The organism is Streptomyces regalis, assembly GCF_001509475.1.
Taxonomy (GTDB): domain Bacteria; phylum Actinomycetota; class Actinomycetes; order Streptomycetales; family Streptomycetaceae; genus Streptomyces; species Streptomyces regalis.
The window spans coordinates 1-26,134 of sequence record NZ_LLZG01000019.1 but is presented as its reverse complement, the minus strand read 5'-3'; the positions used below and the strand labels follow the sequence as shown (position 1 = coordinate 26,134).

Sequence of the window (26,134 nt, the reverse complement as noted above, 5' to 3'; positions counted from 1 at the left end):
CAACCCGGCTGGTGCTGATGGCGCAAGACCTGGCGGGACGCTGTTCCGCCAGGCAGCCTGAGCCAGGAATCCCCCTCGTTTACGAGGGGGAGGATTCAATTTGCTGAACTGACAGCCCATCAACAGCCTCCCTACTTACGGTGCCGTGTTCATGACAGACACTTCGAAGGCAACCCCCAACACGATCGGACGCCGCACCCTGCTGATCGCCACCGGCGCCACGGCCGCTTCCCTGGCCGTCACCGCCGCCGCACCGGAAGCCCCCACAGCCGAGGTCACCGACGCGGCCCCCGTCGCCCCCGCAGCCGCGGCCGTCTGCACGCTCACGAAGGAGATGACCGAAGGCCCCTACTACCTCGACGGACAGCTCGTCCGCGCCGACATCAGCGAGGACAAGACCGGCATCCCGCTGGAGCTGACCCTCACCGTCGTCGACGACGACACCTGCGCACCGCTGAACAACGCCCTGGTGGAGATCTGGCACTGCGACGCCCTCGGCGAGTACTCCGGCTTCGTCGGCAACAACGGCCACGACGAGCCCGACAACGGAACCTTCCTGCGCGGCGGCGTCCTCACCGGGACGGACGGCGTCGCCGAGATCACGACCGTGTACCCCGGCTGGTACCGCGGCCGGTGCGTCCACATCCACGTCAAGGTGCACACCGACGTCACGCTCACCGACGACGGCTCCTTCACCGGCGGCCAGGAACTCCACACCGGCCAGCTCTTCTTCGACGAGACGATCACGACACGGGTCGCGACGCTCGCCACCTACGCCGCCAACACCGTCCCGCGCACCACCCTCGCCCAGGACGGCATCTACGACGACGGAGGCGCCGCCTCGGGTCTGCTGACCCTTGCGGCGCTGGGCAGTTCACCGTCGGCGGGGTACACGGGGACACTGACGCTGGGGGTGGAGCGGAGCTGAACGAAAGGGCCGCCCGTCGAGCGGGCGGCCCCCTCTGTCACCTGCCCGGACACTCCTTCCACGCCAGGTGGTAGACCGTGCTGATGTCCCCGTCCGTCGAGTCCATCGTCATGAAGCTGACCTTGTCCGGCGAGGAGGTGCCGGCGCTGACCCTCAGCTCGGTGTTGATGTTGAAGTTGCGCTGAACTCCACAGGGCGCCCAGACCAGTTGGGCCCAGTCAGTGCTGTCGGTGGCCTGCCAGTTGTCGTTGAGGGGGCCGCTGTAGGAGTGGTTGCGGAACTGCGTGTTCGGGGAGCCCTGGAAGTAGTACGAGGCTCTCTGGATGGCGCTCGCGCCGGGCTGGAGCGCGGCGAAGCCGCGGTAGTCGGCGCTGGCGATGGCATAGGTGAAGCCCTGCGGAACGTGCACGACCAGGTTGAGCTGACAGTTCTTGCGGAACGCCGTGGGATCGGAGTTGCCGCCGACCTGGGCGAGGTAGTCGCTGTACGTCACGGTGAAGGCGGTGTTGTCCTCCGAGACGGCTACGGCGGTGGTGCCCTGCGGGCAGCCGGAGCCGTTCACCGTGGCGACCTTGATGACGATCTTGTCCGGCGGCGGGTTTTCGAACGCGGGGGCCGCCTGCGCGGGCAACGCCATGGTGAGCAGGGCGGCGAGCGCGCCTCCGCTCAGCAGGTATCGCAGGAGTCCACGTGCCATGGAGCTCTCCTTGGGTTGGGGGGTGGCTGCGCCCCCGACCCGTGCAGCCCTGTTGAATCTTTGAAGAAACGGTGAGGTTTCCGTGAAGGCCGGAGGCGTACGAATCGTAGGAGTTGCACGTGCGGCCGACAGGGCCAACTCCAGCCATTCGCCGCACAGTTGGCTGATGCATGCCCCGGTCATTCACCACCGCACATCAAGCCGTTCCCGGGATACGTCCGACGGACCCCACGTTTCTGTGCGGGTGCACACGGATGTGGTGCTCACCAACGGCTCGTACACAGGCGGCGGGATCGTTCACACCCACGCGTGAGGGCAAGGTGGAGGGCGACAGCATCCGCGGGGCGGCTACAAGGTGACCTTGACAGCGGCCTGCCGTTCCTCGGCGGACTCGATCCCGGCCGCCTTGCCCTCCTTCAGGTGGGCGCGGATCGAGTACGTCAGGGCGGCGGCCCACAGCGCGTACAGGGCGACGTACACCGCCACGGCCGTCGCCCCGGACACCGCGAGCCAGTCGCTGTTCAGCAGCGTGCGGACATTGGTGACGAGGATGACGCCGCCCACCGCCGAGCCCAGCACCCGCGGCGGCAGGATGCGCACCAGCCAGGCGGCGATCGGCGCGGCGACCAGGCCGCCGACGAGGAAGGCGGCGACCCACACGAAGTCGATGCCCTGCGAGCCCAGGGAGAGCAGGAAGCCGAGGCTCGCGGCGACCGCGACCAGGAACTCGCTGGTGTCGATCGAACCGATGACCTTGCGCGGCTCCATCCGCCCGGAGGCGAGGAGAGCGGGGGTTCCGACCGGTCCCCAGCCGCCCCCGCCGGTCGCGTCCAGGAAGCCGGCGACCAGCCCGAGCGGGGTGAGGAAGCGGCGGCGCAGGGGCAGGCCCACCCGGTCCTTGGGCAGGCCACGGAAGGTGAAGCGGGACATGACGTACACGCCGAGGCCCAGCAGGATCAGGGACATCAACGGTGCCGCGACCTCGGTCGACAGCTTCGACAGGACGGTCGCGCCGAGGAAGGAGCCGATCGCGCCGGGGACGCCGATCTTGCCGACGACCTTCCAGTCGACGTTCCCGAAGCGCCAGTGCGAGGCGCCGGACATCAGCGTCGTGCCGATCTCTGCGAGGTGGACCGTGGCCGAGGCGGCGGCCGGGTTGGTGCCCATGGCCAGCAGCAGGGTGGTCGACGTCACGCCGTAGGCCATGCCGAGACTGCCGTCCACGAGCTGGGCCCCCAGGCCGGCGAGGGCGAGCAGTATCAGCGTACGCATGCGGCCGGTCCCGTCTTTCAGAGGTTTCCTACCGGGTTGGTAGGGATGGACGGGACCAGACCCTAGGGCATCAAACTGAGGACGAGCCGAGAGTGTCCGAGGTGTGGACAGTTGTCCGAGGAATGGACATCAGAGGCGTGGACATCAGCTCAGCCGGATCACGTTCCACGACAGCGGCTCCAGTACGGCGTTGAGACGGCCGTCCTTCAACACCGTGCCCTCGACCGTGTGCGGGGCGACCCGCTCGGGGTCGTCGAGGGTGTTGCGGGCGTCCGGGTCGGCGTCCGCGAGGACGCTGTGCTCGACGACCTGCGTCAGGTCGAGGCCGCTCAGGGCGACTTCGAGCGGGAGGGCGTCGGTGCGGCTGCGGTTGACCGCGAAGACGGTGACCGTGCCGTCCTCGGCGCGCACGGCGGTGGCGTGCAGCAGGTCGGCCTCGCCGTACTTCTTCGTCTCGTACGTCGGGGAGTCCACGCGGACGTCCAGCACCTGGCCGCGGCCGTACTTGCTCGCCTGCGCGAACGGGAAGAACGTCGTCTGCCGCCAGGCCGGGCCGCCCGGCTCGGTCATGATCGGGGCGATGACGTTGACCAGCTGGGCGAGGCAGGCCACGGTGACACGGTCGGCGTGCCGCAGCAGCGCGATGAGGAGCGAGCCGAAGACGACGGCGTCGGTGACGCTGTAGTTGTCTTCGAGGAGACGCGGAGCCTCCGGCCAGTCGTTCTGCTCGATCGCCCGCGCGTGCTCCTCCCACTCGCGCAGGTACCAGACGTTCCACTCGTCGAAGGAGAGGTTGATCTTCTTCTTCGACTTCAGCCTGGCGCCCACGTGGTCGGCCGTCGCGACGACGTTCTCGATGAAGGACTCCATGTCGACGGCGGAGGCGAGGAAGGAGTCGATGTCACCGTCCTCGGGCCAGTAGTAGGCGTGGAGAGAGACGTAGTCGACCAGGTCGTACGTCTCCTTGAGGACCGTCGCCTCCCACTCGGCGAAGGTCGGCATGGACTGGCTGGAGGAGCCGCAGGCGACGAGTTCGACGCGGGGGTCCATCTGGCGCATGGCCCGGGCCGTCTCCGCCGCGACCCGGCCGTATTCCTCCGCGGTCTTGTGGCCGGTCTGCCAGGGGCCGTCCATCTCGTTGCCGAGGCACCACAGGCGGATACCGAAGGGGTCCTTGTCGCCGTGACCGACGCGGAGGTCGGAGAGGGCCGTGCCTTCGGGGTGGTTGGCGTACTCCTGGAGTTCGAGGGCCTCGGCCACTCCGCGCGTGCCGAGGTTGACGGCCATCATGGGCTCGGCCTGGGGGCCGACCTTACGGAGGAAGTCGATGTACTCGGAGAGGCCGAAGCGGTTGGACTCCGTCGAGTGCCAAGCGAGGTCGAGGCGGCGAGGTCGGTCTTCGGCTGGGCCTACTGAGTCCTCCCACTTGTAGCCCGAGACGAAGTTGCCGCCGGGGTAGCGGATGGCGGTGACGCCGAGTTCGCGGACGAGGTCGAGGACGTCCTGGCGCAGGCCCTTGTCGTCGGCGGTGGGGTGGCCCGGTTCGAAGATGCCGGTGTAGACGCAGCGGCCTAGGTGTTCCACGAAGCTGCCGAAGAGGCGAGGGTTGACTTCGCCGACTGTGAAGGCGGGGTCGAGGGTGAAGCGGGCGGTGTGCATGTTCGCCTTTCGAAAGGGGTGGTTCTTGTTGCGTTGGCGGCTGCCGGTGCGTGGGGGCTGGTCGCGCCCGCGCGGCGGAGCCGCATATCGGACACAGCCCCGCGCCCCTAAAGGGCGATTGGCCAGCCGTTCTCTTTCCAGTGCAGTTGGTTCAGGCCCAGCTTGGGGGTGCCCTCGTCGTCTGCGTCGTAGTAGTGGTACGCCAGCCAATCGTGGCCCTTGGCCCGGAAGACCGACTCGCCTCCCGTGCCGATATAGCGGCCGTGTCCCTCCAGCAGCAGGTCGCCGCCGCCCTCCAGCAGCGGCTTGCCTGTGCTGTCGACGTACGGGCCGGTGACCGACGTCGAGCGGCCCACCCTGATCTTGTACGTGGAGTTCACGCCCGCGCAGCACTGGTCGTAGGACGCGAAGAGGTAGTAGTAGCGGCCGTGTTTGACGATGTACGGGCCCTCGACCGCGTACGGGGCATCCGGGCGTGTCGCCAGGTGGTGGACCGTGGCGCCCTGTACCGCCTTGCCGGTCGTGCGGTCCAGTTGGACCATGCGGATGCCCGTCCAGTACGAGCCGAACGTCATCCACAGGCGGCCGTCGGTCTTGATGATCGCCGGGTCGATGGCATTCCAGGTGTCGGTCTTCTCGGAGGTGAAGACCTTGCCGTGGTCCGTCCAGGTGCCGGGGCGGCCGGACGGGGAGGTGGCCACGCCGATAGCGGAGTGGTTGGTGCCCCAGGAGGAGACGGCGTAGTACAGCCAGTAGGTGCCGTCGCGGTAGGAGATGTCCGGCGCCCACGGATCGCCCGTGTCGTTGTACTCGTACCACCAGCTCGGCGGCTCGGCGAAGGCGTTGCCCGCGTCGTCCCAGTGCTTCAGGTCCTTGGACAGGCGGGCGCCGATCACGCCGCCCGTCGAATAGGCGACGTAGCCACCCGACTTGAGGCGGACGACCGTGGGGTCGTGGATGATCTGCTGGCCGGTGATGGGCTGCGGGTCCGGGTAACTCACCGCGGCCTGCGCTGTGTTGGGGAGGAACGCGAGGACAGTCGCCGCCGTCGTCGCGAGGAGCGCTCTGCGCAGGGTCACTGTCCCGCCAATCCCGTGTGGGCGACGCCCGCCACGATCTGTCGCTGGAAGAAGACGAAGACGACGATCAGGGGCAGGCCCGCCATCAGGCCGCCGGCCATGAGCTGGGCCCACTGGATGCCGTAGGAGTTCATGACGGTCGCGATGCCGTTCGGCATGGTCATGAGGTCGGGGTTGTTGGTCACCATGTAGGGCCACAGGAAGTTGTTCCAGGAGGCGATGAAGGTGAAGATGCCGACCGCCGCGAGGGAGGGGCGGGCGAGCGGGACCACGATCGTGAAGAAGACGCGCCAGCGGCCTGCGCCGTCGATGAACGCGGCCTCTTCCAGTTCGCGCGGGATGCCCTGGAAGAACTTGTAGAGGATGTAGACCATCGCGGCGGGCGCGCACTGCGGCAGGATCATGCCCCAGTAGGTGTCGACCATCCCCATCTGCTGGACCGTGGTGAACAGCGGCACGCCGAGGACCGCCGGGGAGATCATCAGGCCCGACATGACGATGCCCATGAGCACGCTCTTGCCGCGGAACTCGGTGCGGGCGAAGCCGTATCCGGCCAGCGCGCTGACCGCCAGCACGACGGAGGTGACGCAGACCGACACCACCAGGGAGTTGACGAACCAGTTGGTGACGTTGCCGGTCTCCCACAGCGACTTCCACGCCTGGGTCGTCCAGACCTCCGGCACCCAGTGCGGCGGGATCTCGGCGGCCTCCGCCTCGGACTTGAGCGAGGTGAGCAGGGCCGCGGCGATCGGCGCCACGAAGACGGCGGAGACGGCGACGCCGAGGATCGTGAGGATGATCTGGCTGGGCGTCCAGGGCTTGCGGGGGCTCTTGCTGAGCTGTGCGGCGGTGGTCATCGGCCGCCCTCCTCACGGTTGCGCAGCAGCCACATCCGCGCCAGGGCGACGACTGCGATGATCACGAAGAAGATGATGGACATCGCGGAGGCGTAGCCCACGCGGTAGCTGGTGAAGCCCTGTTCGAGGGTGTACTGGACGAAGGAGCGGGTGCTGAGCTCCGGTCCCGGTGAGAAGTCCATCATCACGACGGCCTGGTCGAAGAGCTGGAGCGAGGCGAGGATCTGGAGCGCGATCACCAGGCCGGTGATGTTGCGCAGCATCGGCAGCGTGATGTGGACCATGCGGTGCCAGGCGTTGGCGCCGTCGAGCTTCGCGGCCTCGTACAGGTGGTCCGGGATGCCCTGTAGGGCGGCGAGGTAGAGCAGGAAGCTGAAGCCGACCGTCCACCACAGGGTCTCGATGACGATGGCGAGCATGGCGTACGACTTGTCGGTCAGCCAGGGTGTGGTGAGCCCGAAGGTCTCGTTGATCAGGCCGATGCCCTGGGTGAACAGCCACTGGAACATATTGGCCGCGACCGTCGAGGGCAGCAGGAACGGCACGAAGAAGCACAGCCGCCACAGCCATTTGCCGCGCTCGATGTTGTGGGCGAGCATCGCGAGCAGGAAGGCGAGGACCGTGATGCAGGGGACGACCAGCAGCGTGAAGTAGGCGCTGTGGCCGAGCGCGTCCCACATCGCCGAGTCGTTCAGGGCCTCGCGGTAGTTGTCGAGGCCGACGAAGCTCGCGCCCTCGCCGGAGATGTTGGCGTCCGTGAAGCTGAGGTAGACGCCGCGCAGCAGCGGCCAGATCACGAACAGGACGAAGAGCAGCAGGAACGGGGCGACGAACCAGCCGCCGTGCTGGAAGCCCTGCTTGCGGCGGAGGGTCGCGGTGGCGGTCGCGGTTCTGGCGCGTGCCGGTGCGACGACGGTCTGGGCGCTGGTCGTCATGTGAGCGCTGGTCGTCATGCGACCGCACCTCCCTGCGCGGCGGTCCTGCCGTCCATCGGGTTCTTCGAGGCGAGGAGCTTGGTGAGGTGTTTCTTCATCGTCTGCGCGACCGAGGCCGGCTTGGCGGAGCCCATGGTCGAGGAGACGACGACCGGGCCGAGGTCCTGGGCGAGGACGCCGGTGGAGCCCGCGAACCACACCTTCGGCTCGGTGGCCTGGTGGTCCATGGCGCTGACGTACTCGTTCTGCGGGGTCAGCTTCTTGTACGCGTCCGTGGAGAGCGTCGGCGTGTACGCGGGGATGTGGCCGCCGGCCGCCCACTGGAGGGCGTGCTTGACGACGTAGGCGGCCAGTTCGTGCGCGCCCTCGTTGGTGGCGCCGCCGCGGCCCGACTGGTGCGGCAGGACGAAGGCGTGCGACTCGGCGTGGGTGGCCTGCTTGCCGAAGACGGGCGGCAGCGGGGTCGCGCCGTAGTCCAGCTCGGCGCCGGAGAAGACCGGCACGGACCAGTTGCCCTCCCAGGTGAAGGGGGCGCCGTTGACGAACTGCTCGCCGGTGGGGGCGCCGGGGATGACGTACCCGTCGGTGACGTGCCGGCGGAGGAACTCCAGGACCTGGGTGGCCTTGTCGGCGTCGAAGAGGACCTCGGTGTTGTCGTCGTCGAACCACTGGCCGCCGAGCTGGGTGTAGAAGGCGACGAAGAACCACCACTGGAAGTTCTGGTCGTTGGTCCACAGACCGATCGTCTGCAGCCCCTTCTTCTGGGCGGCCTTGGCCTTCTTCAGGACGTCGAACCACTCGTCGGTGGAGGTGACCGGGATCATCCGGCCGTCGTCGCCGAGCAGGCCCGCCTTCCCCAGCACGTCCTTGCGGTAGAAGCAGAGCTGGACGTGGATGTCGAGCGGGAGGGCGTAGAGCTTGCCGTCGATGACGCCGCGGTTCCACAGGGCGGGGTTGAAGTCCTCCTGCCGTACGCCGTACTTGGCGAGCAGGTCGACGTCCCACGGGTCGAGGAGGCGGCCGGGTGAGAAGCCGGTGACCCGGCCCATGTGCATGACGCCGAGCTCGGGGGCGCGGTTTCCGGCCGCTGCCATGGCGAGCTTGGTGTAGAAGGGGTTGCCCCACTGGAGGGTGGAGTCCTTCACGTCGATGTCCGGAGTGGCTTTCCGGAAGGCGTCCAACATCGCGATCATGTTGGCGCCGTCGCCGCCGCTGAAGAGGTTCCAGTAGCGCACTCGTGTGTCTGCGCCGGAGGCGAGTGCGTCTGCGCCGGTGCCGAGCGCGGCGAAGCCGAAGCTTCCGGCTACCGCCAAGCCGCCTGCTGTGGCCAGAAGTTGCCTACGGTTCAGGCCAGGTCGTCCCATTCCCTGCCCTTACTGTTCGAGATATCGAAATATGCACGTAACTTCGAACGGGACCGTAGGCGGCAAGCGCTTTCTAGTCAATGCCCTGTGCGCGAATTCCGGCACTCTCCGGGCGAGGATCCGAGCGGCACGGCCGAGCCGGAGTGGTCGTTACCGGTTGAACAACGGTCGCCCGATCACATGACGCGGACACTTCGGCTCGCATAGGCTCGAACAGCCCGCCGAGCGGCGGGGGAACAGGGGATGCGATGGACATCGCGGGCGCGCGCCAGAGGGCGGCCCGGGTCGCTTCGGCGCTACGGCTGCGGCGCTCTCCCGCCGCCTCCGCAATGCGCGACCTGGCCATCGATCTGAGCGCCGCCGTGCGGGCCAGACCCCACCCCCCGGCCGACGTACGCGAGTTGAGCCACGCGCTGTGCGCGGAGATGAGCGCGCGACGCGGCGGACGGCCCGTCGAGCTGCGCTTCGAGCGGTTCCCCGACGAGATCGAGGTGACCGGACTGTGGGTGGAGTTCCAGGACTTCGACCTGGTCATCGTCGAGGAGCGGGCCGAGACGATGCAGCAACTGGTCATCCTCGGACATGAGTTGTGGCACCTGCACGCCGGTCACGGCCACGACCACACGGCCGGTACGGCGGCCGCGCACGCGCTCGCCGAGCGGCCCGGCTGGCAGGACATCGCCCTCGCGGTGGCCGCCCGCGACGGCTCCCGGCAGCGGGACGAGGCCGAGGCCGACGACTTCGGGCACCGGCTGGCCGCCGCCTTCCGGCCGCTGCTGTCGGGGCAGAAGCCGGACGCGCCGCTCGGGCCGGTGCAGCGTTCGCTGGGCTATCGCGGGAGCGGGAGGACGGCGCGGTGACCGGGCTGGCGCTGGACCCCGCCGGGGTCGTCGGCGAGATGTACATCTCGTTCTGGATCCCGACCGTCGTCCTGACCGCCGCCCTGGCGATCAAGCTGCCCACCATCATCCGGCTCTGGCGGGACCCGCTGCTGCGCGCGGTCGGCGGCCTGCTGCTGCTCGCCTGCGCCGTGTTCGTCTTCGCGGCTCCGGCGACGATCGCCCGGGTCAACCGCGTCACGGGCGTACCGAACATCGCAGCCCCCCTGGTGTACTCCCTGCTCACCGCGTTCTGCGGCTCCTGTCTGCTGCTGATCATCGCCTGGCGCAACGGCCTGTCCGACCGGTCCGCCGAGACCCGCCGTGCCATGCGCCTGGTCGTCCGGGCCTACTTGGGTGTGGTCGTCGCGCTGTGGGTGCTGTTCGCTCTCGCGGACGCGCCGGTGGAGCGGGTGCGGGACCTGGACACGTACTACGCCAACACGCCGTTCATGCGCGAGGAGACGCTGCTCTATCTGCTCGCGCACTGCACGGCCGTCCTCATCACGTCCCGGCTGATCTGGAACTGGGTGCGCACCGAGGGCCTCGACGCCTGGCTGCGCTGGGGACTGGTGTTCCTGGGCGTCGGCTACGGCCTCAACCTCATCTTCGACGCCGCCAAGCTGACCGCCGTCGCCGCCCGCTGGACGGGCCACGACCTGGACTGGCTCAGCACCGACCTCGCGCCGCCGGTCGCCGCCCTGTCCGCCATCCTGATCGCGGTCGGCTTCATCCTCCCGCACGCCGGCCAGTACCTGCACGACCGCTGGCAGCTCCGCCTCGCCCACCACGAACTGCGGCCCCTGTACCTGCTGATGCGGTCCGTCAACGGCTCCGGCGTGCGGTTCGTCCTGCGCGCCACCCCGGAGCTGCGGCTGATCCGCCGCGAGACCTTCATCCGCGACGTCCTGCTGCCGCTGGCCCGGCACATCGACGAGGACCTGCGCAGGCGGTCCTACGACGCCGCGCTCGCCCTCGGTTTCACGCCGTCCCGGGCAAAGGCACTCGCCGCCGCCGTCACCATCCAGGACGCCGTGCACCGCAGGAGCCGCGCCCCGGACAGCGGCAACACCACCGGCGGTCCCGACACCACGGACCTCCTCCAGGAGATCGGGGCCGTCTCCCGAGCCCTCCGCCACCCCGCCGACATCGAGGCGGTCCGTGCCCGCACGGCCGCCCCAGCACAGAACGTGCCCGTACATGACTGAACGCACCACCACCGCCGTCGTCCTCGGCGGCTCCCTCGCCGGCCTGCTCGCGGCCCGCGCGCTGGCCGACGTCGCCGACCGTGTCACCGTCGTGGAACGCGACGTGCTGCCGTCCGGCCCCGAGCCGCGCAAGGGCCTGCCGCAGGCCCGGCACGTCCACCAGTTGTGGTCGGGCGGGGCGCATGCCATGGAAGAGCTGCTGCCGGGCATCGTCGGACGGCTGCGGGACGCGGGGGCGCACCGGCTGCCGGTGACCACGGACATGGTGGCGCTGTCGCCGTACGGCTGGTACCGGCGGTGGGCCGAGTCGCACCACATGCTGCTGTGCAGCCGGGACCTGCTGGACGCGACCGTGCGGGCGGCCGTCCTCGCCGACGAGCGCATCGAGGTCGTGCAGGGCGCCGAGGTGCTCGGCCCGGTCGGTACGGACGCGGCCGTGACGGGCGTACGGATCCGACCGCACGACTCCCCCGAACGGACCCTGTCGGCCGACCTGGTCGTCGACGCCACGGGGCGCGGTTCACGTACGGCCGCCCGGCTGACGGACCTCGGCCTGCCGGCGGTCGAGCAGCGCGAGGTCAACTCCGGGGTGGCGTACGCCAGTCGGGTGTTCCGGGCGCCCGAGGCGGCGCGGGAGGCGTTCCCCGTCGTCAACGTCCAGCCGGACCCGCGTGCCGGAAAGCCCGGATGCGGGGGCGTGCTGCTGCCCATCGAGGACGGACAGTGGATCGTCACCCTCTTCGGGTCCCGGGGCGGCGAACCACCCACCGGGGCCGAGGACTTCGTACGGTACGCACGCGAGGAGCTACCGCATCCCGTCATCGCCGAACTGCTCGCGCACGCCGAGCCGTTGACCGACGTGGCCTACACCCGGACGACCGCCAACCGCCGCCACTACTACGAGCGGATGCCGGTCTGGCCCGAGAACTTCGCCGTGCTCGGGGACGCGCTGTGCGCGCTCAACCCGATCTACGGGCACGGGATGTCGGTCGCGGCCCAGGGCGCGGTCGCCCTGCGGGAAGTGATACGGCGTCAGGGCTGGGGCTCGGCCGGTCTGTCCCGGCGGATCCAGCGGGCGGTGGCGCGGCCGGCGTCGGCGGCGTGGGACCTGGCCCTGGGCATGGACGTGTTCTACCCCGGGGCGACGGAGAACGGCCCCACCCTGCGCGACCGGCTGCTGGCGGCGTACGTCGGCCGGCTGCTGTACACGGCCACCGGGAACGGGCGGATCGCTCGGCGGGTCACGGATGTGACGTCGCTGGAGCGGGGCGCCGAGGTGCTGCTCGCACCGTCGGTGCTGCTGGCGGCCGTGATGGGCCCGCTCAAGCCGGCGTTGAGCGGGCCGCCGTTGACGGCGGAGGAGCGTAAGGCGGCGGGGTTGGGATAGGCGGGGTTGCGGTGGGCCGGCGCGGGCGGGGTGACCCGCCCGCAGTCCCGCAGTCCCGCAGCTTCGCTGGTCAGCCGGCGAACGCCGGTTGCGCCAGCCCCTTCCCCGCCCCCGGCACCACGAACACCGATCCCGCCAGCGGAGGCGGTGACGCCAGTCCGACGCGGGCCGTCGTGATGTACAGGTCGGTCAGGTCGGGCCCGGCGAACGCGCACGCCGTCACCCGGGGCACCGGAAGCGGGATCACCCGGTCCAGCTCACCGTCCGGCGTGTAGCGACGTACCGCTGACCCCTCCCACAGGGCCACCCACACGCACCCTTCGGCGTCGACGGTGAGCCCGTCGGGGAACCCGGCGCCGTCCTCGATCTCGACCAGCGGACGCCGGTTCACGGCCCGGCCGTCGGCGTGGTCGAAGACGTCGACGCGCCGGGTCGGAGAGTCGATGTAGTACATGAGGCTGCCGTCCGGGCTCCAGCCGGTGCCATTGCTCACGGCCACGTCGTCGAGGACCACCTCGACCGCACCGTCACCGGTGACCCGGGACAGGGTGCCGCCGCCCGGCGCCTCGTCGTAGCGCATGGTGCCCGCCCACAGGGAGCCGTCGGGGGCTACGGCGGCGTCGTTGGCACGGCGGCCGGGGACGGGCTCGTGGTGCAGCCAGCGGAAGGTGTCGTCCGGGTCCAGCAGTCCCACGCCGTCCCGGAGGTTCAGGACGAGGCCGCCGCCGGCGCGCGGCTTGACGGCGCCGATGTGCTGCGGGGTCGTACGGACCGAGCGACGCCCGGAGACAGGGTCGTAGGTGTGGATCCGGGACCCCAGGATGTCGATCCAGATGAGCCGCCCGCCGTCCGGATCCCAGGTCGGCCCCTCACCGAGCTCGGCCTCCGCCCGTATGGCCACCTCGTACGCGGTGACGCCACGCTCCGTCATGCCACGCTCCGGTATCCGAGGCGCTCCGACAGTTCGGCGGCCCCCTTGGCGGCGAGCTGCTCCAGCTCGACGCGCCGCTCGTCGCTCCAGCGGATCATGGGGACGGAGATGGAGAGGGCGGCGACGACCTGCCCGGTACGGTCCCGCACCGGAGCGGCCACGCACGACACGTCCGGGTTGGACTCCCGCCTCTCGACGGCGAGCCCTCGCTCCCGAATCTCGGCGAGGGCCTCGCGCAGGGCGGCCGGGTCGGTAATGCTGTTCGGTGTCATGCCGACGAGCTCGGCCCCGTCCGGGACACGTGCGGTGAGCTCGGGCTCGGGAAGGGAGGCCAGCAGCATCTTGCCGACCGACGTGCAGTGCGCGGGCAGCCGACGCCCGGCCGCGGACACCATCCGCACCGCGTGCGTCGAGTCCACCTTGGCGATGTAGATGACGTCGGTGCCCTCGAGGATCGCCACGTGCACGGTCTCGTCACAGGTCTCGGCGACGGACCGGGCGACCTGCTGTCCCTCGGCCGCGAGGTCGAGCTGCTCGGCGTACCGGCTGCCGAGCTGGTACGGCCGTACACCGAGGCGGTACCGTCCCGGCTGACCCGGTACCTGGACGATGTACGACCGAGCTGCGAGCGTGGTGACCAGCTCATGCACGGTGGTGCGCGGCAGCTGCAGCTTGCGCACGATGTCAGGGGCGGAGAGCGTGCCGTCCCCGTCGAGGAAGAGCTCGAGAATGTCGAGAGCTCGGGTCACGGCTGGTACGAGGCGTCCCACGTCCGGCCCCCTCCCTTGAGTGTCAGAGCTGTTCGAGATTTCAACAGCCGATCGGAATAACGAACACAGGTTACTCAAAGTGCGTTTGCCCGGGCAATGGGTGCGCGGGGCCTTTGCCTCCGGTTGCAGGACCCCAGGACCGGCGTAATGTGCCACATATGCGCCTGTATCGGTGAAATGTGACGCTCGCATTTACATGCAACGTACACCCAATACTCCTGACGCCCCACTCAAGGGGATCTCTCATGCGACGCGTACTCTTCCTCATCCCCATGGCCCTCATCGGCCTTATCGCTCTCCTCGCCCCCAGCGCCGCGGCCGTCAGCCCGCACTTCGTCGGCACGCCGACGGCCACTCGCTCGGACAACACCCTGACGGTCTCCGGTAAGGAGGCCGGGCTCGGCAACCAGCAGTCCGTCCGCATTCAGGTGACCGCCACCGCGCAGTGCATCAACCCTGGCGGCCACGGCCCCCAGGCCCCGAACAAGATGGCCGTCGCCGGCGGCGGACAATTCCCCGTACAGAACGGCAAGGCCAACTTCACGGTGACCGTGACAGCGACCTTCCAGCCGTCGTGCAGCCCGCCGATGACGGTGCAGTTCACCAACGTCCTCGTCACTGACATCGGAAACGGCATCTCGGTGCCGGTGCCGGGCACCTTCTGACATCTCGTCACCCGTGGCGACGAGTCCCCGACCGGCCTGCGGGCCTCTCCGCTCGCGGGCCGCAATCATGTCCCCTCCGCGCTACGGCTTCCCGACGCGGGTGTACGTCACGTCGAAGTCGGTCGTCCAGTGCTCGCCGTCGGACGACTGCTCCCAGCGGCCCTCCATCGTGTCGCCGTCGGCGCCGAGGGTCGCGGTGAAGCGCTGGTGGAAGCCGGGAGCGGCGCGCCACTGGCGCCAGGTGCCGTCGGTCATGCTCGCGCGGTAGACGCGGGCTACCCCACGGCCGTCGGCATAGCAGGCGGTGAACTCCTCGGCCGTGTCGTCGTAGCCGATCAGGGTGACCGTGGGGAACGGCGCGTTCGGGCCCCACTCACCGGGCAGGGCCGTCTCGGGGCCCACGTCGGCACGCTGGACAAGGAAGGCGCCGCCCTCCCCCCACGCGAACTCCGTCCGGATCGGCCCGACGCTCCGCCCGAGGGCCCACAGGTCCCACTCACCCACGAGCACGTCCAGCTGCCGCAGGGCGGTATGGGGTGTCGGTTGCCGCATCAGATTCTCCTCACGCTCGGCGGGAGGCGGGACACTCCGCACGCTCCTCCCATGGACGACCGGGCCCGGCCCCGAAACTCATCGCCGCCCCCTCCCCTCCCCTCCGAGCAGCCGAAGCCCCGCCGAATACGCCGAGACAAGTACACGGGGTTACTCCCGCCGTCAGACGCCTGGACCGCCCCCGCCCGGCACGGTGGTGCGCATGAAACTGAGCCGTCCCGCACGCCGGGCCTCCCTCGTCGTCCATGTCGTCGCCTCCGCGAGCTGGCTCGGGCTCACGCTCGGGCTGCTCGCGCTCGCGATCACCGCGGCCACCACCGGCTCCGCGGTGACCGTGGAGGCGTCCGTGCGGGCGATGAAGCTGTTCGCCGACTGGCTGCTGCTCCCCCTCGCTTTCCTCACGCTGGTCAGCGGACTCGTCCTGTCCCTGGGCACACAGTGGGGGCTGGCGCGGCACAGGTGGGTCTACATCAAGTTCTGGCTGACCCTGGCCACGACCACCGCCACGACCTTCGCCCTGCGTCCCGGCCTGAGCTCCACCGTCGCCACCGTCGCCGCGAGCGAGCCGCTGCCCGATGCCACTGACCTCATGATGGGGCCGATCGTGTCGCTGTCCGCGTACGTCTTCATGACGGTGATCTCGATCCTCAAGCCCTGGGGCCTCACGCGACGAGGCCGACGCCTGCGCACCGCCTCCGCCCGCACGCCCGTCGCCACCTCCGGGCCGGCCCGCCAGACCGCATGACCCGGTTCCTGGTACGAGCCGTCCGCGCCGCTACGGCTTCTGAGCAGCGGAAAGCAGCAGAACAGCACGGGCAGCGGCTATCGGCGCGTCTCTCCCAGCACCCCCTTCAACCGCTGCGCCCGCAGCACCAGCTCCAACTCGAACCGCCGGTCCGGGTCGTCCATCTCGTCGCCCCACAACTCCCGGATCTGCCGCAGCCGGTAGCGGACCGTCTGGGGATGGACCCCCAGGCGGGCCGCCACCTCCGGCGCCCCGCCCCTGGTCTCCAGCCACGCCAGTAACGTCTCCGCCAGGCGCCGGCCGTGTGTGGGCCCGCAGTGCTCCAGCGGGGCCAGGCAGCGCAGGGCCAGGTCGTCGATCAGTTCCTCCGGCTGAAGGAGGACCAGGGCTTCGGTGTGCTCGGTGCAGTACAGGACGTCGCCGGCCGGCAACAGCCGCCGTTCCATGAGGCGTACGGCGGCCTCGGCCCAGTGCAGCGACTTCGCCGCGTCGGCCAGCGGGACCGGGGGGCCGATCGCGCCCGCCCAGCCGGTCAGTGCCCGGTGCAGGAGTTCGGGGCGGCCGGCGGCGTCCGGTTCGGGGACGACCATGCGCGGCTGCTCGTACTCCATGTCGAGCAGGACGCCCTGCCCCACCGCCGGGGCCACCGCCTCCCGCGCCGGGCGGAGCAGAACCCCGACGGCGACCTTCTCCGGCAGCGGCCAGCCGATCCGGGCCGCCCGCTCGGACAGGGCGTCCGCCGGATCGCCGCGGTGGTGTTCGGCCAGCAGCAGTTCCATCAGGCGGCGTTGGAGGCGTAACCGCTCGCCGGCCTGGCGTGCCGCCGCCTCCGCGTAACCGCGTACCGACTGGTCGACGAGGCCGTCCAGGTACTCGTAGCCCGCGTCGACCAGCTCGTACATCGCGGGCGGCGGAATGTCGACGCGCTGGCCGATCTCGGCGAAACGACGCCAGGCCAGCCGTACGCCCATCCGGTAGATCGCCTGGAGCGAGTCCAGGGAGCGGCCGTGCAGGCCCTCGCCTCGGCCGAACTCCTGGAAGACGCCCGGCGGGACGGTCGGGCGGCCCTCCGACGTCTCCAGGTGCTGGACGAAGACCTCGATCGCGCGCCGGATGCCGACCATGGCCATCGGCTCGCCCGACTCGTCCAGGACGACCGGCAGATGCGGGTACTCGCGGCGGATCTCGCGCAGGATCTCCTCGGCGAGGGCCGGGGCCTCGGCCATGGCCAGCTCCGCGAAGCGGCGGACCTGGAAGCGAGGTACGTCGCGCCAGGCCGAGCGGGTGGATACGGCCGAGGAGGGCGGGGAGGCCGCGGGGGGAATGGGGGTCGCGGGGGTTGTGGAGCGGGTGGCTGCCACGGTCAACTCCCCTGGCCCGCTTGCTCGTAGGTGATCAGTGGCGTGTTCGGCTGGTCGGGCGTCGCTTCCAGCAGCGCGACGACGCCGAGCGCGGCACCCACCGCGAGTACGGCGGCGAGCGCGACGGTCAGCGTGGCAGCGAGCAGTCTGGACATCGCAGGGTCAGCCTCTCTGCATCCGGAGGTCGTCCCCACCCCGGTGGTGCCAGCCTGAACCCGACCCCTGCCTGTCGGGTTCAGTCTCGACAAGCCGGGTCGGTCCGTCAAGACATTGACACTCCGTCAAGGGGGGCCTACGGTTCCCGGCCCAAGAACGGCCAGGCAACGACCGTGCACCGACCGTGCATCGACCATGCGTCAATCCCCCCAGGAGTGCCGGATGCGCCGTACAGCCTCACCTCTCTCGTTGATCCTGCTGGGCATCGGCACGTTTCTGCTGGTACTGGCGCCCATGCTCGCCTGGTACGTGACCCCGCGTGCCGCCGTGAACCCCATCGACATCGACACCACCGCCGTCTACACGGGCACCGGCAGCGTCTTCGACACCGACAAGATCGAGACCGTGCCGGACCAGAGGATCACCGTCACGCAGCGGGTGCGCGGCAATGTGGCGGAAAGTGAGCGCAGCGGCAACGCCGTGTGGGACGTGATCACCACCGTCGACACCGACAAGTCGCTGCCGGCCGCCGACCCGCACGACGCGCTGGACTTCACCCCGCACCGCTGGGTGATGGACCGGAGGACGACGAAGCCGGTGCACTGCTGCAAGGAGTCGCCGTACATCGAGGGCGAGGCCTATCTGAAGTTCCCGTTCGATGTCGAGAAGCGCTCCTACCAGTGGTGGGACAACACCGGCGGCACCACGATCACCATGCGGTACGACGGCACGGAGAAGATCCAGGGGTACACCGGATACCGGTTCACCGGCACGGTCGCGCCCCGCAAGGTCGGCACCCGCCTCGTCCCCGGCAGCCTCGTCGACCAGCCGAAGCGCCCGCAGGTGCTGGCCGAGGAGTGGTACTCCAACCACGGGTTCAAGCTGGTCGTCGACCAGCGCACCGGCCGGGTGATCTACGCCCAGACCGGCCCGCGCCGCACCCTGCGGGCGCCCGGCGGCGACAAGGACGCTGCGGTGCTGCTGGACAGCGAGAAGATCGCGTTCACCACGGCCACGCAGAAGGAGGCCGTGCGGCAGGCGAAGCGGGACAGCGGTCTGCTGCGGATGGTGGGTGAGACGCTGCCGGTCGGGGCTGCTGGGGCAGGATTCCTGCTTGCGGTGGTGGGTGGGGTTTTGGTGGTACGAGGGCGTAAGCGCCCTGAATCACCGGTTACGGTCGAGATGCCCCAGCCCTCGCTCACAATGTGACGTGACGTCAGTTCTAATAAAGCCCGAAATTGTCACGCCGGTGAGTAGCCGTAGCGAACTGCTGGGCGAAAACTGTCCACCCCCACCCGGACACAGCCTGTCCACAGCCCCCGCAAGACGACCGTAAATGAGCCAGGAACCTTCGAATCCCCCCACAGGAACCCAAACCCTCCCTCCCCCACGCTGAGTTCCGCACCCTGAGACGAGTTGGAGCACCCATGCCCCAGCACGTGCCTTCCCGGCTGCGCGCCAGTCTCCCCTTGGCGCCGCAGCACTCCCCGGCGCACCCCCCACATCCGCGCCGAATCGTTTTTCTCGCCCACCGTGACCTGGGCAACGAGGCCGCCGGCGGCTCCGAGCTGCTGGTCGACCGCCTCGCTGACGGGCTCACCCGGCTCGGCCACCAGGTCACCCTGCTGTGCGGGGGGCCGGCGGCGTACCGCGACTACCGGGTCGTGTCGGCCGGCGGTTCCTATGGCCACTATCTGCGCGCCAGATCCGCCTTCGCCCGTCAGGTCGGCGACTGCGATCTGCTGGTCGAGGTCTGCAACGGGATGCCGTACTTCGCCCCGCTCTGGCATCGCGGGCCGACGTTGTGCCTGGTCAACCATGTGCACACCGATCTGTGGAAGATGCGTTTCGGCGGGGCCCTGGCCCCGGCTGCGCGTATTGGCCGAAGACTTGAGCACTGGGCGTTGACCGGTGCGCAGCGGCGGAGTCTGATGGTCGCCGTTTCTCCGTCGACCGCGCATGCGCTGCGGGATCTCGGGGTCGAGCGGGAACGTATTCGCGTCGTGCACAACGGGGTGGAGGAGCCGGGCCCGCTGGGGGATCGCTCGCCAGAGCCTCTGTTCGTGGCCGTCGGGAGGCTTGTCGAGTACAAGCGGATCGATCTGCTGCTGCGGTTGTGGGAGCGGGTGCGGCCCGTGACCGGGGGGCGGCTCGTCATCGTCGGTGACGGACCCGAGCGACATCGGTTGGACCAGCTCGCCGGGCCCGGTGTCGAGTTCGTCGGGCATGTGTCGGAGGCGGAGAAGCATCGGCTGCTGTGTGCGGCGTGGTTGTTGCTTCATCCCTCGGCCGTGGAGGGGTGGGGGCTGGTCGTCACCGAGGCCGCGACTCGGGAGACGCCGACCATTGCTTTTGATGTGCCTGGGCTTCGGGATTCCGTCGTGGACGGGGAGACCGGGGTGCTGGCCTGTGGTGAGTCCTCGTTCGCGGCTGCCTGGTGCACGCTGGCGTTGTCCGGGCATCGGCGGGAGTTGATGGGGAAGGCTGCGCGGGATCGGGCGGCGCGTTATCGGTGGGATCGGACGGTGCGGCAGTTCCGGGCGGTTGCCGCGGAAGCGGTGCGCCGTGACGCCTAAACGCCGTGGTGGTTCGGTCGTCTCGCGAGTGCCGGGCCGTCGTGGCTGGTCGCGCAGTTCCCCGCGCCCCTATCGGGGCGCTTCACGGCCCAGCGACATGAAGGACCCCTCCTTTCGGCGCTCCCTCGCCCTGTTCCGGGCCTTTCTGCATGAGCAGGACGATCCCGAAGCCTGCTACTCGTTGCTTGCGCGGGACGCTGCCGATCAAGTCGAGGCCTACGGCGGTCCCGTCGACGGGCGTACCGTCGTGGACGTCGGTGGGGGCGGGGGGTACTTCACCGAGGAGTTTCGGCGGCGGGGTGCGCAGGCCTATCTCTTCGAGCCGGACGTGAGCGAACTCGGTGAGAAGCCTCCCGAGGGGGCCGTCGTCGCCGACGGGTATCTGTTGCCCCTGTACGACGGCGTCGCCGACGTCACCTTCTCCTCCAATGTGCTGGAGCATGTGGCCGATCCGCAGACGTTTCTGAGTGAGCTGGCGCGAGTCACCCGGCCCGGTGGGCTGATCTACGTGTCGTTCACCAACTGGCTGTCCCCGTGGGGCGGCCATGAGTGGGCCCCCTGGCACTACCTCGGCGCCGAGCGGGCCCGCGCCCGTTACCAGCGCCGGACCGGGCGGCCCGCCAAGCACACCCTCGGCGAGAACCTCTTCGCCGTGCACATCGGCACCACCCTGCGGCAGGTCCGCGCCCGCGACGACGTCGAGGTCGTCTCGGCGCGCTCCCGCTACTGGCCGTTCCTCGCGGAAACCGTCGTGAAAGCGCCCGGCATACGCGAGTTCGCAACCTGGAACCTCCTCCTCATCCTCAGGCGGTGTCCACCATGACGACGACCACGGTCCAGGCTCCTCCCCCGGCAGCCGTGCCCACCTCCGCGCCCGCCTCGGGCCCGCCGGAGGGGCCGCGCTCGCGGCGCTGGCTGCTGGGGTTCTGGGCCGTGGTGTTCGTGCTGTTGCTGGCGGTGCAGCCGGGGCGGCAGACGTTCGACACCAAGCTGGGTGTGACCGTCGATCCGGGCCGGTTCCTGTCCGACCTCGGGCAGTTGTGGTCCGACCAGGGCAGCTTCGGCGGGATCCAGAACCAGTACTCGGGCTATCTGTGGCCGATGCTGCCGTTCTACTGGCTGGCCGATGTCGTACGGCTGCCGGTGTGGCTGGCGGAGCGGCTGTGGCTGTCGCTGATCGTGTCGGTCGCCTTCTGGGGTGCGCTGCGGCTGGCCGAGCGGCTGGGGGTGGGCAGCGGGGCGTCGCGGCTCCTCGGCGCCGTGGTGTATGCGCTGTGGCCCGTCTTCACCATCGTGGTCGGGTCGACGTCGGCGGCCGCGCTGCCGGGTGCCTTTCTGCCGTGGGTGTTGCTGCCGCTGACCAATGAGCGGTATGCCGCACGGGTCGCCGCCCTGCGCTCGGCGTTGATCATCCCCTTCATGGGTGGCGTCAATGCCGCCTCCACCCTGGCCTCGCTGCTCCCCGTCGGGCTGTATCTGCTCTCCCGCCCACCCGGGCCGCGGCAGCGCAAGCTGATCGCGTGGTGGGTGCCGGGTGTGATCCTGGCGACCGCCTGGTGGGTGATCCCGCTTGTGCTGCTCGGCACGTACGGCGAGAACTTCCTTCCGTATGTGGAGAGTTCGCAGACCACCACCGAGACCATGTCGGCGACGGAGGCGCTGCGCGGCGCCGGGAACTGGGTCGCCTATCTGCACTTCGGGGAGGCCTGGCTGCCGGCCGGATGGACCGTGGCCGCGTCCGTCGTCGTGATCGTCGGCTCGGCGCTCGCGGCCGGGCTGGGGCTCGCCGGGCTGGCCCGGCGGGACATGCCGGAGCGGCGGTGGCTGGTGCTGACCGTGGTGACGGTCGCGCTGATCCTGCTCGCCGGGTACGGCGGGGTGTTCGGGGCGCCCTTCCACGGGGTCGTGCAGGACTGGCTGGACGGGGGTCTCGTCCCCTTCCGGAACATCTACAAGTTCCAGCCGGGGCTGGCCCTGGCGCTGGTGCTGGGGCTCGCCCATCTGGTGGGCGTGGCGGCCGAGGTGCGCGGGGCGCGGCCGGTGCGGGGTCGGCGGTTGGCGCCGCTGATCGCCGCCGTTCTGGTGCTGCCGGGGCTGATGTGGCCGTATCTCAACGGCTCGATCCTCAACCCGGGCTCCTTCAAGGAGATCCCCAAGTACTGGCAGACCACGGCCGACTGGATGGAGAAGTACTCCCCCGACGCCCGCGCCCTCGTCGTTCCGGCGACCGCGCACGGCATCTACACCTGGGGCTCCACGATCGACCAGCCCTTGGATGTCGTCGCCAACTCACGGTGGGCGCAGCGGGATTACGTCCCCTTCGGCACCCCCGGCAACCGGCGCGCCATGGACGCCGTCGAGCAGGCGCTGGTGAGCGGCGGTGACGTGCCGGGGCTCGCTGATTACTTGAGCCGGGCGGGTGTCTATTACGTCGTTGTCCGCAACGACCTCGATCCCGACCAGATCGGCCAGGTGCCGACCACGACGGTGAAGCGGACGCTGGAACAGTCCGGGTACGAGCGGGTGACGGGCTTCGGGCCCCTCATGACCGGCGGGACGATCGCCCCGGGCACCCCGCTCCAGGTGGAGGGGCTGTATCCACGGCAGCGGGCGGTGGAGATCTACAAGCCGGTGGGCGAGGACGTGCCGCGCCCGCACCAGGCCGGGCTTCAGCCCGTGGCCGACACGGCCGTGGTGTCCGGCGGCCCGGAGGCGCTGCTGCCGCTGGCGTCCGAACTGCGGGGCCGGGCAAGCGTGTTGACCGGCGACAACCATCCCGGGCTCGGCTCACCGCAGGTACAGGTGGTCGGCGACGGGCTGCGGCGCGCGGACACGCGGTTCGGGCTGATCAACGCCAACACGTCGTACACGTACACGCGCGGTGAGCGCAACGCGTCCGACGCCGCCCAGGACGCGGGCGAGAAACCGCACCAGATCCTGCCGACGACCGGCCTCGACCACCAGACGGTGGCCGAGCTGCGCGGCGCACGCTCGGTGACCGCGTCCTCGTACGGCAGCTGGCTTTTCCACCTCCCGCAGTTCGACCCGGTGAACGCCTTCGACGGCAACCCGGACACGGCCTGGACCGAGGGCTCGGAGGGGTCGCCGGACGGGGAGTGGCTGCGGATCGCCTTCGCGGGCGGGTCGTACGACATGCCGTCGTCGTTCAAGGTGACGCCGCTGCCGCAGGAGGGCGTGCGGGAGGCGCCGACACGGGTGCGGGTGGAGACGGAGAAGGGGTCGGTGAGCTCCTTCCTGCGGCCGGACGGCATGCCCCAGTCGGTCAGGGCGCCTGCGGGCGGGACGAGTTGGATGAAGCTGACGATCACGGACTCGGTGTCCCGGCGGGGCGGACTGACCGGTGCGGGCTTCTCCGAGATCGCCCTGCCGGACGTACAGGTGACCCGGCTGCTGCGGCTGCCCACCGACGCCGAGGACTCCGGGGCCGCCGCCGAGATCGTCTCCCTGTCCCGTGCGGCCGACCCCACCGGGCTGTCGCCGACGGGCACGGAGGCCGGCCTGCACCGCAGCTTCACCACGTCCACCGCGGGGACGTACGAGATGCGGGCGAGCGCGGTGCCGGTGCCGGGCGAGGAGCTGGACAAGCTGCTGTACAAGGTGGCGCCGGACCAGCAGAACCAGATCGTCGCCACCGCCGACTCCACGGCGCAACTGGGGACGGGCCTGTCCCCGCGCAACCTCACCGACGGCGACCTGACCACGGCTTGGATCGCGGGCGACCGGCCCACGATCCATCTGCGCTGGCCCGGAAAGCAGGCGGTGGGAGAGATCGTGCTGGCGCCGGCAGGCGGCCTCACCACGCGTCCGACCGAGGTGCACATCAGCTCCCCGGACGGTGCGGTGATCGCCGGGGTCGACGAGAACGGCTGGGTCCGCTTCCCTCCCATCACCACCGACCGCCTGGACATCACGATCACGCAGACCGCGCCGCTGACCCTCTACAACCCGATGGTCGACGAGGACCTGCAGCTGCCGGCGGGCCTGACGGAGGCCTACATCCCGGCCCTCGACCAGTACCGGACCCCGCAGCCGCGAGCTTCCCGGACGTTCTCGCTGCCGTGCGGGGACGGGCCGGTGGTGTCGGTGGACGGGGAGCTGTACCGGACCAGTGCGCGGGGGACCGTACGGGATCTGATGGAGCGGCGGCAGATCGACGTGACGCTCTGTCAACGAGGGCGGGAGGACGCCGAGTTGTCCCTGTCGGCCGGTGACCATCGGGTCGAGGCCGGGGACGGCGGACCCCTCACGCTCACCGACGTGACGCTGACCCGCGGCACGGTCGCCGAGGCCCCGACGGCAGGGCGCGCGCTGAAGATACGGGACTGGCTCGGCGACCGGCGCGCGGTGACGGTCGGGACGGGGGCGGCGAGCTACCTGACGATGTACGAGAACTTCAACGACGGCTGGCGCGCCACCCTGAACGGCAAGGAACTGTCGCCGGTACGGCTGGACGGCTGGCAGCAGGGCTGGCGGATCCCGGCCGGGGCCGGCGGCACGGTCGAGCTGTCGTACGAACCGGCGGTGATGTACGAGGGCGGGCTGATCGGCAGCGCGGTGGCACTCGCGCTGCTGGCCGGGCTGGCGCTGTGGCGCCGGCGAGCGCCGAATCCCGACGAGCCGCAGGTCGCTCCGCCGCTGCCGGGGCTGTGGCTGGGCACGGTGGCGTTGACGGTGGTGGGGGTCGTGATCGCCGGGTGGTTCGCGCTGCTGGTGCCGGCGCTGGCGGTGGTGGCCTGGCGACGACATGCGCTGCTGGTGCCGATCGCGGTAGTGGCCCTTGCGGGGGCGGGGATCGCCACGGCGGTCGGGGCCGGAGAGCCGGTGGGGGCGGAAGAGGGCGCCTTCGGTCCGGCGGCTCAACTGCTGGCGCTGACGGGGCTGTTCGCGGGCGTGGTGGCGGTGCGGGAGCCGCGGGAGCCGGTGGGGGCGGTCGGCGTGACGGGCGGCACGGCAGGACCGGGCGCATCCGCCGGCGGACCGGGTGGACCGGGCGCATCCGCGGGCGACCCGGGTCGAGGAGTCGGCGGGCCCGGCGCCACGGCTGTGCTGCCGCCGGTCGCCGCAGGTGGCGGTGGACCGGGGGGCGCCACCCCGGAGGCGCCGACGCGGCCGTTGCCGCATCGGGAGCGGGGGCGCAGTCCGCTGGGGACCGAGCCCTACGGTCCGGGCGCGGCGGAACCATCCCGGCCCGAGGCGGGGCCGACCGTCTCCGCACGCGGCCCCGGCGGGCCGGACCCGGATCCGCCGACCGCCCGCATCGGGTTCGGCAAGCCGAGATTCCGGCCGAGCCGCCCCGACGACGCTCAGGAACCCGACGACACCGGGAAGGGCGACGCCACATGACCGCACTGCAACAGCCCGCACGCGCCGAGGGTCCCCTGCGGCCGGCGGTACGCGTCCCGTTCCCCGTCGTGGACGAGGTCGCCCGGCACTGCCTCCAGGAGGAGGAGCCGGAGACGGTGCACATCGAGGTGCATCTTCCGGGGCGGCTGGACGCGGGGCGCTTGCGTGCGGCCTTCGCGCAGGCGCTGCGCCGGCATCCCCGCATCCTCATGCGGGAGGCGCCGGGACGGTGGTATCGGCGCCGGTACGAATGGGAGCTCACGGCGGAGCCGGACGTGGAGGTGGTGAGCTTTCCGGCGCCGGGGCGGGACGCGTTGCGGGATGCGCGGACGCGGGCACTGACGGAGGCGCCGCCGTTGTCCTTGTCGCCGCCGATACGCCTGGAGGTGGTGGAGGGGGCGGGGCCGGTCGAGGGGAGCGAGGCGACTGATGCCGTAGGTGTACAGCCGCGCGGAGCCGACGGTCCCCAGATACGCACGGCACAAGGAACTGTCCTCTTCCTCACCATCAACCACACCGCCCTCGACGGCCCGGCCTGCCTCCGCGTCCTCGCCACTGCCGCGGAGCTGTACGGCGGCCGGGACAACTCACCCGCGGACCCGCCCACCCGTACGACCGAATCCCGGCCCGTCACTGAGTAAACCCCCTCCAACTGGTCACCCCCCGCCCGCGTGGCCCCCGGCGCTCCCGAACCCTCCCCCGGCAACGGCATGCTCGTCACCGAACTCCCCCTCCCCCACCGCCCCAAGG

Annotated in this window: 22 protein-coding genes and 1 pseudogene; 11 read left to right on the top strand and 12 right to left on the bottom strand. The window is 70.4% G+C overall.

Translation table 11 applies throughout. From position 1 onward, the window contains the following. The first annotated feature begins 151 nt into the window (after nucleotides 1-151). A complete protein-coding gene (locus tag ADL12_RS04915; protein WP_062698863.1) occupies nucleotides 152-928 on the top strand; it encodes an intradiol ring-cleavage dioxygenase in 777 nt (258 codons plus the stop codon). Between the two features lie 37 nt (nucleotides 929-965). On the opposite strand, the gene ADL12_RS04910 is transcribed toward ADL12_RS04915, so the two are convergent. The 7 genes from ADL12_RS04910 to ADL12_RS04880 all read right to left on the bottom strand — a co-directional run bounded on the left by ADL12_RS04910 (nucleotide 966) and on the right by ADL12_RS04880 (nucleotide 8,791). After that, nucleotides 966-1,625 carry a DUF4360 domain-containing protein gene (locus ADL12_RS04910; protein WP_062698850.1) on the bottom strand — a complete coding sequence of 220 codons (660 nt, stop codon included), beginning with the start codon at nucleotides 1,623-1,625 and terminating at the stop codon, nucleotides 966-968. Between the two features lie 348 nt (nucleotides 1,626-1,973). Beyond that, entirely contained in the window at nucleotides 1,974-2,897 is a 924-nt protein-coding gene (locus tag ADL12_RS04905; protein ID WP_062698848.1) for a sulfite exporter TauE/SafE family protein, read from the bottom strand. Nucleotides 2,898-3,041: 144 nt separating this feature from the next. Further along, nucleotides 3,042-4,556 (bottom strand): arabinosylfuranosidase ArfA, encoded by a 1,515-nt coding sequence (gene arfA, locus ADL12_RS04900; RefSeq protein WP_062698846.1) that lies wholly within the window; start codon nucleotides 4,554-4,556, stop codon nucleotides 3,042-3,044. 107 nt (nucleotides 4,557-4,663) lie between these two features. Then, nucleotides 4,664-5,635, bottom strand: coding sequence for an arabinan endo-1,5-alpha-L-arabinosidase (locus ADL12_RS04895; protein WP_079051843.1), 972 nt, complete (start codon nucleotides 5,633-5,635; stop codon nucleotides 4,664-4,666). Beyond that, on the bottom strand, nucleotides 5,632-6,492 hold the full coding sequence (locus ADL12_RS04890; protein ID WP_062698844.1) for a carbohydrate ABC transporter permease: 861 nt from the start codon (nucleotides 6,490-6,492) through the stop codon (nucleotides 5,632-5,634). The genes ADL12_RS04895 and ADL12_RS04890 overlap by 4 nt, the downstream gene beginning before the upstream one ends. Beyond that, a complete protein-coding gene (locus tag ADL12_RS04885) occupies nucleotides 6,489-7,427 on the bottom strand; it encodes a carbohydrate ABC transporter permease (RefSeq protein ID WP_062698860.1) in 939 nt (312 codons plus the stop codon). The genes ADL12_RS04890 and ADL12_RS04885 overlap by 4 nt, the downstream gene beginning before the upstream one ends. A gap of 14 nt (nucleotides 7,428-7,441) precedes the next feature. After that, nucleotides 7,442-8,791: an extracellular solute-binding protein gene (locus tag ADL12_RS04880; RefSeq protein ID WP_062698842.1), complete on the bottom strand. Its 1,350-nt coding sequence runs from the start codon at nucleotides 8,789-8,791 to the stop codon at nucleotides 7,442-7,444. A 248-nt stretch (nucleotides 8,792-9,039) separates the two neighbouring features. Here ADL12_RS04880 and ADL12_RS04875 point away from each other — a divergent pair, with 248 nt between their 5' ends. The 3 genes from ADL12_RS04875 to ADL12_RS04865 are packed head-to-tail and all read left to right on the top strand — an operon-like array spanning nucleotide 9,040 to nucleotide 12,264. Further along, nucleotides 9,040-9,651 carry a toxin-antitoxin system, toxin component family protein gene (locus ADL12_RS04875; RefSeq protein WP_208614472.1) on the top strand — a complete coding sequence of 204 codons (612 nt, stop codon included), beginning with the start codon at nucleotides 9,040-9,042 and terminating at the stop codon, nucleotides 9,649-9,651. Continuing rightward, a complete protein-coding gene (locus ADL12_RS04870; RefSeq protein WP_107119832.1) occupies nucleotides 9,648-10,877 on the top strand; it encodes an MAB_1171c family putative transporter in 1,230 nt (409 codons plus the stop codon). Before ADL12_RS04875 ends, ADL12_RS04870 begins: the two co-directional genes overlap by 4 nt. Continuing rightward, entirely contained in the window at nucleotides 10,870-12,264 is a 1,395-nt protein-coding gene (locus ADL12_RS04865; protein WP_107119831.1) for an FAD-dependent oxidoreductase, read from the top strand. Before ADL12_RS04870 ends, ADL12_RS04865 begins: the two co-directional genes overlap by 8 nt. Nucleotides 12,265-12,334: 70 nt before the next feature. On the opposite strand, the gene ADL12_RS04860 is transcribed toward ADL12_RS04865, so the two are convergent. Both ADL12_RS04860 and ADL12_RS04855 read right to left on the bottom strand, forming a co-directional pair. Next, nucleotides 12,335-13,195: an SMP-30/gluconolactonase/LRE family protein gene (locus ADL12_RS04860; protein WP_062698840.1), complete on the bottom strand. Its 861-nt coding sequence runs from the start codon at nucleotides 13,193-13,195 to the stop codon at nucleotides 12,335-12,337. Beyond that, entirely contained in the window at nucleotides 13,192-13,965 is a 774-nt protein-coding gene (locus ADL12_RS04855; protein WP_062698838.1) for an IclR family transcriptional regulator, read from the bottom strand. The genes ADL12_RS04860 and ADL12_RS04855 overlap by 4 nt, the downstream gene beginning before the upstream one ends. 245 nt (nucleotides 13,966-14,210) lie before the next feature. Here ADL12_RS04855 and ADL12_RS04850 point away from each other — a divergent pair, with 245 nt between their 5' ends. Next, nucleotides 14,211-14,630, top strand: coding sequence for a hypothetical protein (locus ADL12_RS04850; protein WP_062698836.1), 420 nt, complete (start codon nucleotides 14,211-14,213; stop codon nucleotides 14,628-14,630). 81 nt (nucleotides 14,631-14,711) lie between these two features. Here ADL12_RS04850 and ADL12_RS04845 read toward each other — a convergent pair whose 3' ends face one another. Next, a complete protein-coding gene (locus ADL12_RS04845; protein ID WP_062698834.1) occupies nucleotides 14,712-15,182 on the bottom strand; it encodes a hypothetical protein in 471 nt (156 codons plus the stop codon). Between the two features lie 202 nt (nucleotides 15,183-15,384). Here ADL12_RS04845 and ADL12_RS04840 point away from each other — a divergent pair, with 202 nt between their 5' ends. After that, a complete protein-coding gene (locus ADL12_RS04840; protein ID WP_062698832.1) occupies nucleotides 15,385-15,927 on the top strand; it encodes a hypothetical protein in 543 nt (180 codons plus the stop codon). 77 nt (nucleotides 15,928-16,004) lie between these two features. On the opposite strand, the gene ADL12_RS04835 is transcribed toward ADL12_RS04840, so the two are convergent. Together ADL12_RS04835 and ADL12_RS54815 are read right to left on the bottom strand one after the other, a co-directional pair. Then, nucleotides 16,005-17,252 (bottom strand): PucR family transcriptional regulator, encoded by a 1,248-nt coding sequence (locus ADL12_RS04835; RefSeq protein ID WP_062698852.1) that lies wholly within the window; start codon nucleotides 17,250-17,252, stop codon nucleotides 16,005-16,007. Nucleotides 17,253-17,290: 38 nt separating this feature from the next. Continuing rightward, nucleotides 17,291-17,443, bottom strand: coding sequence for a hypothetical protein (locus ADL12_RS54815; RefSeq protein WP_167364376.1), 153 nt, complete (start codon nucleotides 17,441-17,443; stop codon nucleotides 17,291-17,293). Between the two features lie 223 nt (nucleotides 17,444-17,666). Here ADL12_RS54815 and pgfA point away from each other — a divergent pair, with 223 nt between their 5' ends. The 5 genes and pseudogenes from pgfA to ADL12_RS04810 form a co-directional block, all read left to right on the top strand. Beyond that, the gene (pgfA, locus tag ADL12_RS04830; protein WP_062698830.1) at nucleotides 17,667-18,653 is read left to right on the top strand and encodes a cell envelope lipid trafficking protein PgfA; all 987 of its coding nucleotides are present in this window, start codon (nucleotides 17,667-17,669) and stop codon (nucleotides 18,651-18,653) included. 218 nt (nucleotides 18,654-18,871) lie between these two features. After that, on the top strand, nucleotides 18,872-20,020 hold the full coding sequence (locus ADL12_RS04825; RefSeq protein WP_062698829.1) for a glycosyltransferase family 4 protein: 1,149 nt from the start codon (nucleotides 18,872-18,874) through the stop codon (nucleotides 20,018-20,020). Nucleotides 20,021-20,117: 97 nt separating this feature from the next. Next, entirely contained in the window at nucleotides 20,118-20,843 is a 726-nt protein-coding gene (locus ADL12_RS04820) for a class I SAM-dependent methyltransferase (protein ID WP_062698827.1), read from the top strand. Then, nucleotides 20,840-25,384, top strand: a complete 4,545-nt coding sequence (locus ADL12_RS04815) for an alpha-(1->3)-arabinofuranosyltransferase (protein ID WP_062698825.1) — start codon at nucleotides 20,840-20,842, stop codon at nucleotides 25,382-25,384. Before ADL12_RS04820 ends, ADL12_RS04815 begins: the two co-directional genes overlap by 4 nt. After that, a pseudogene (locus tag ADL12_RS04810) lies at nucleotides 25,381-26,134 on the top strand (condensation protein); the annotation flags it as partial. The gene ADL12_RS04815 and the pseudogene ADL12_RS04810, both read left to right, overlap by 4 nt.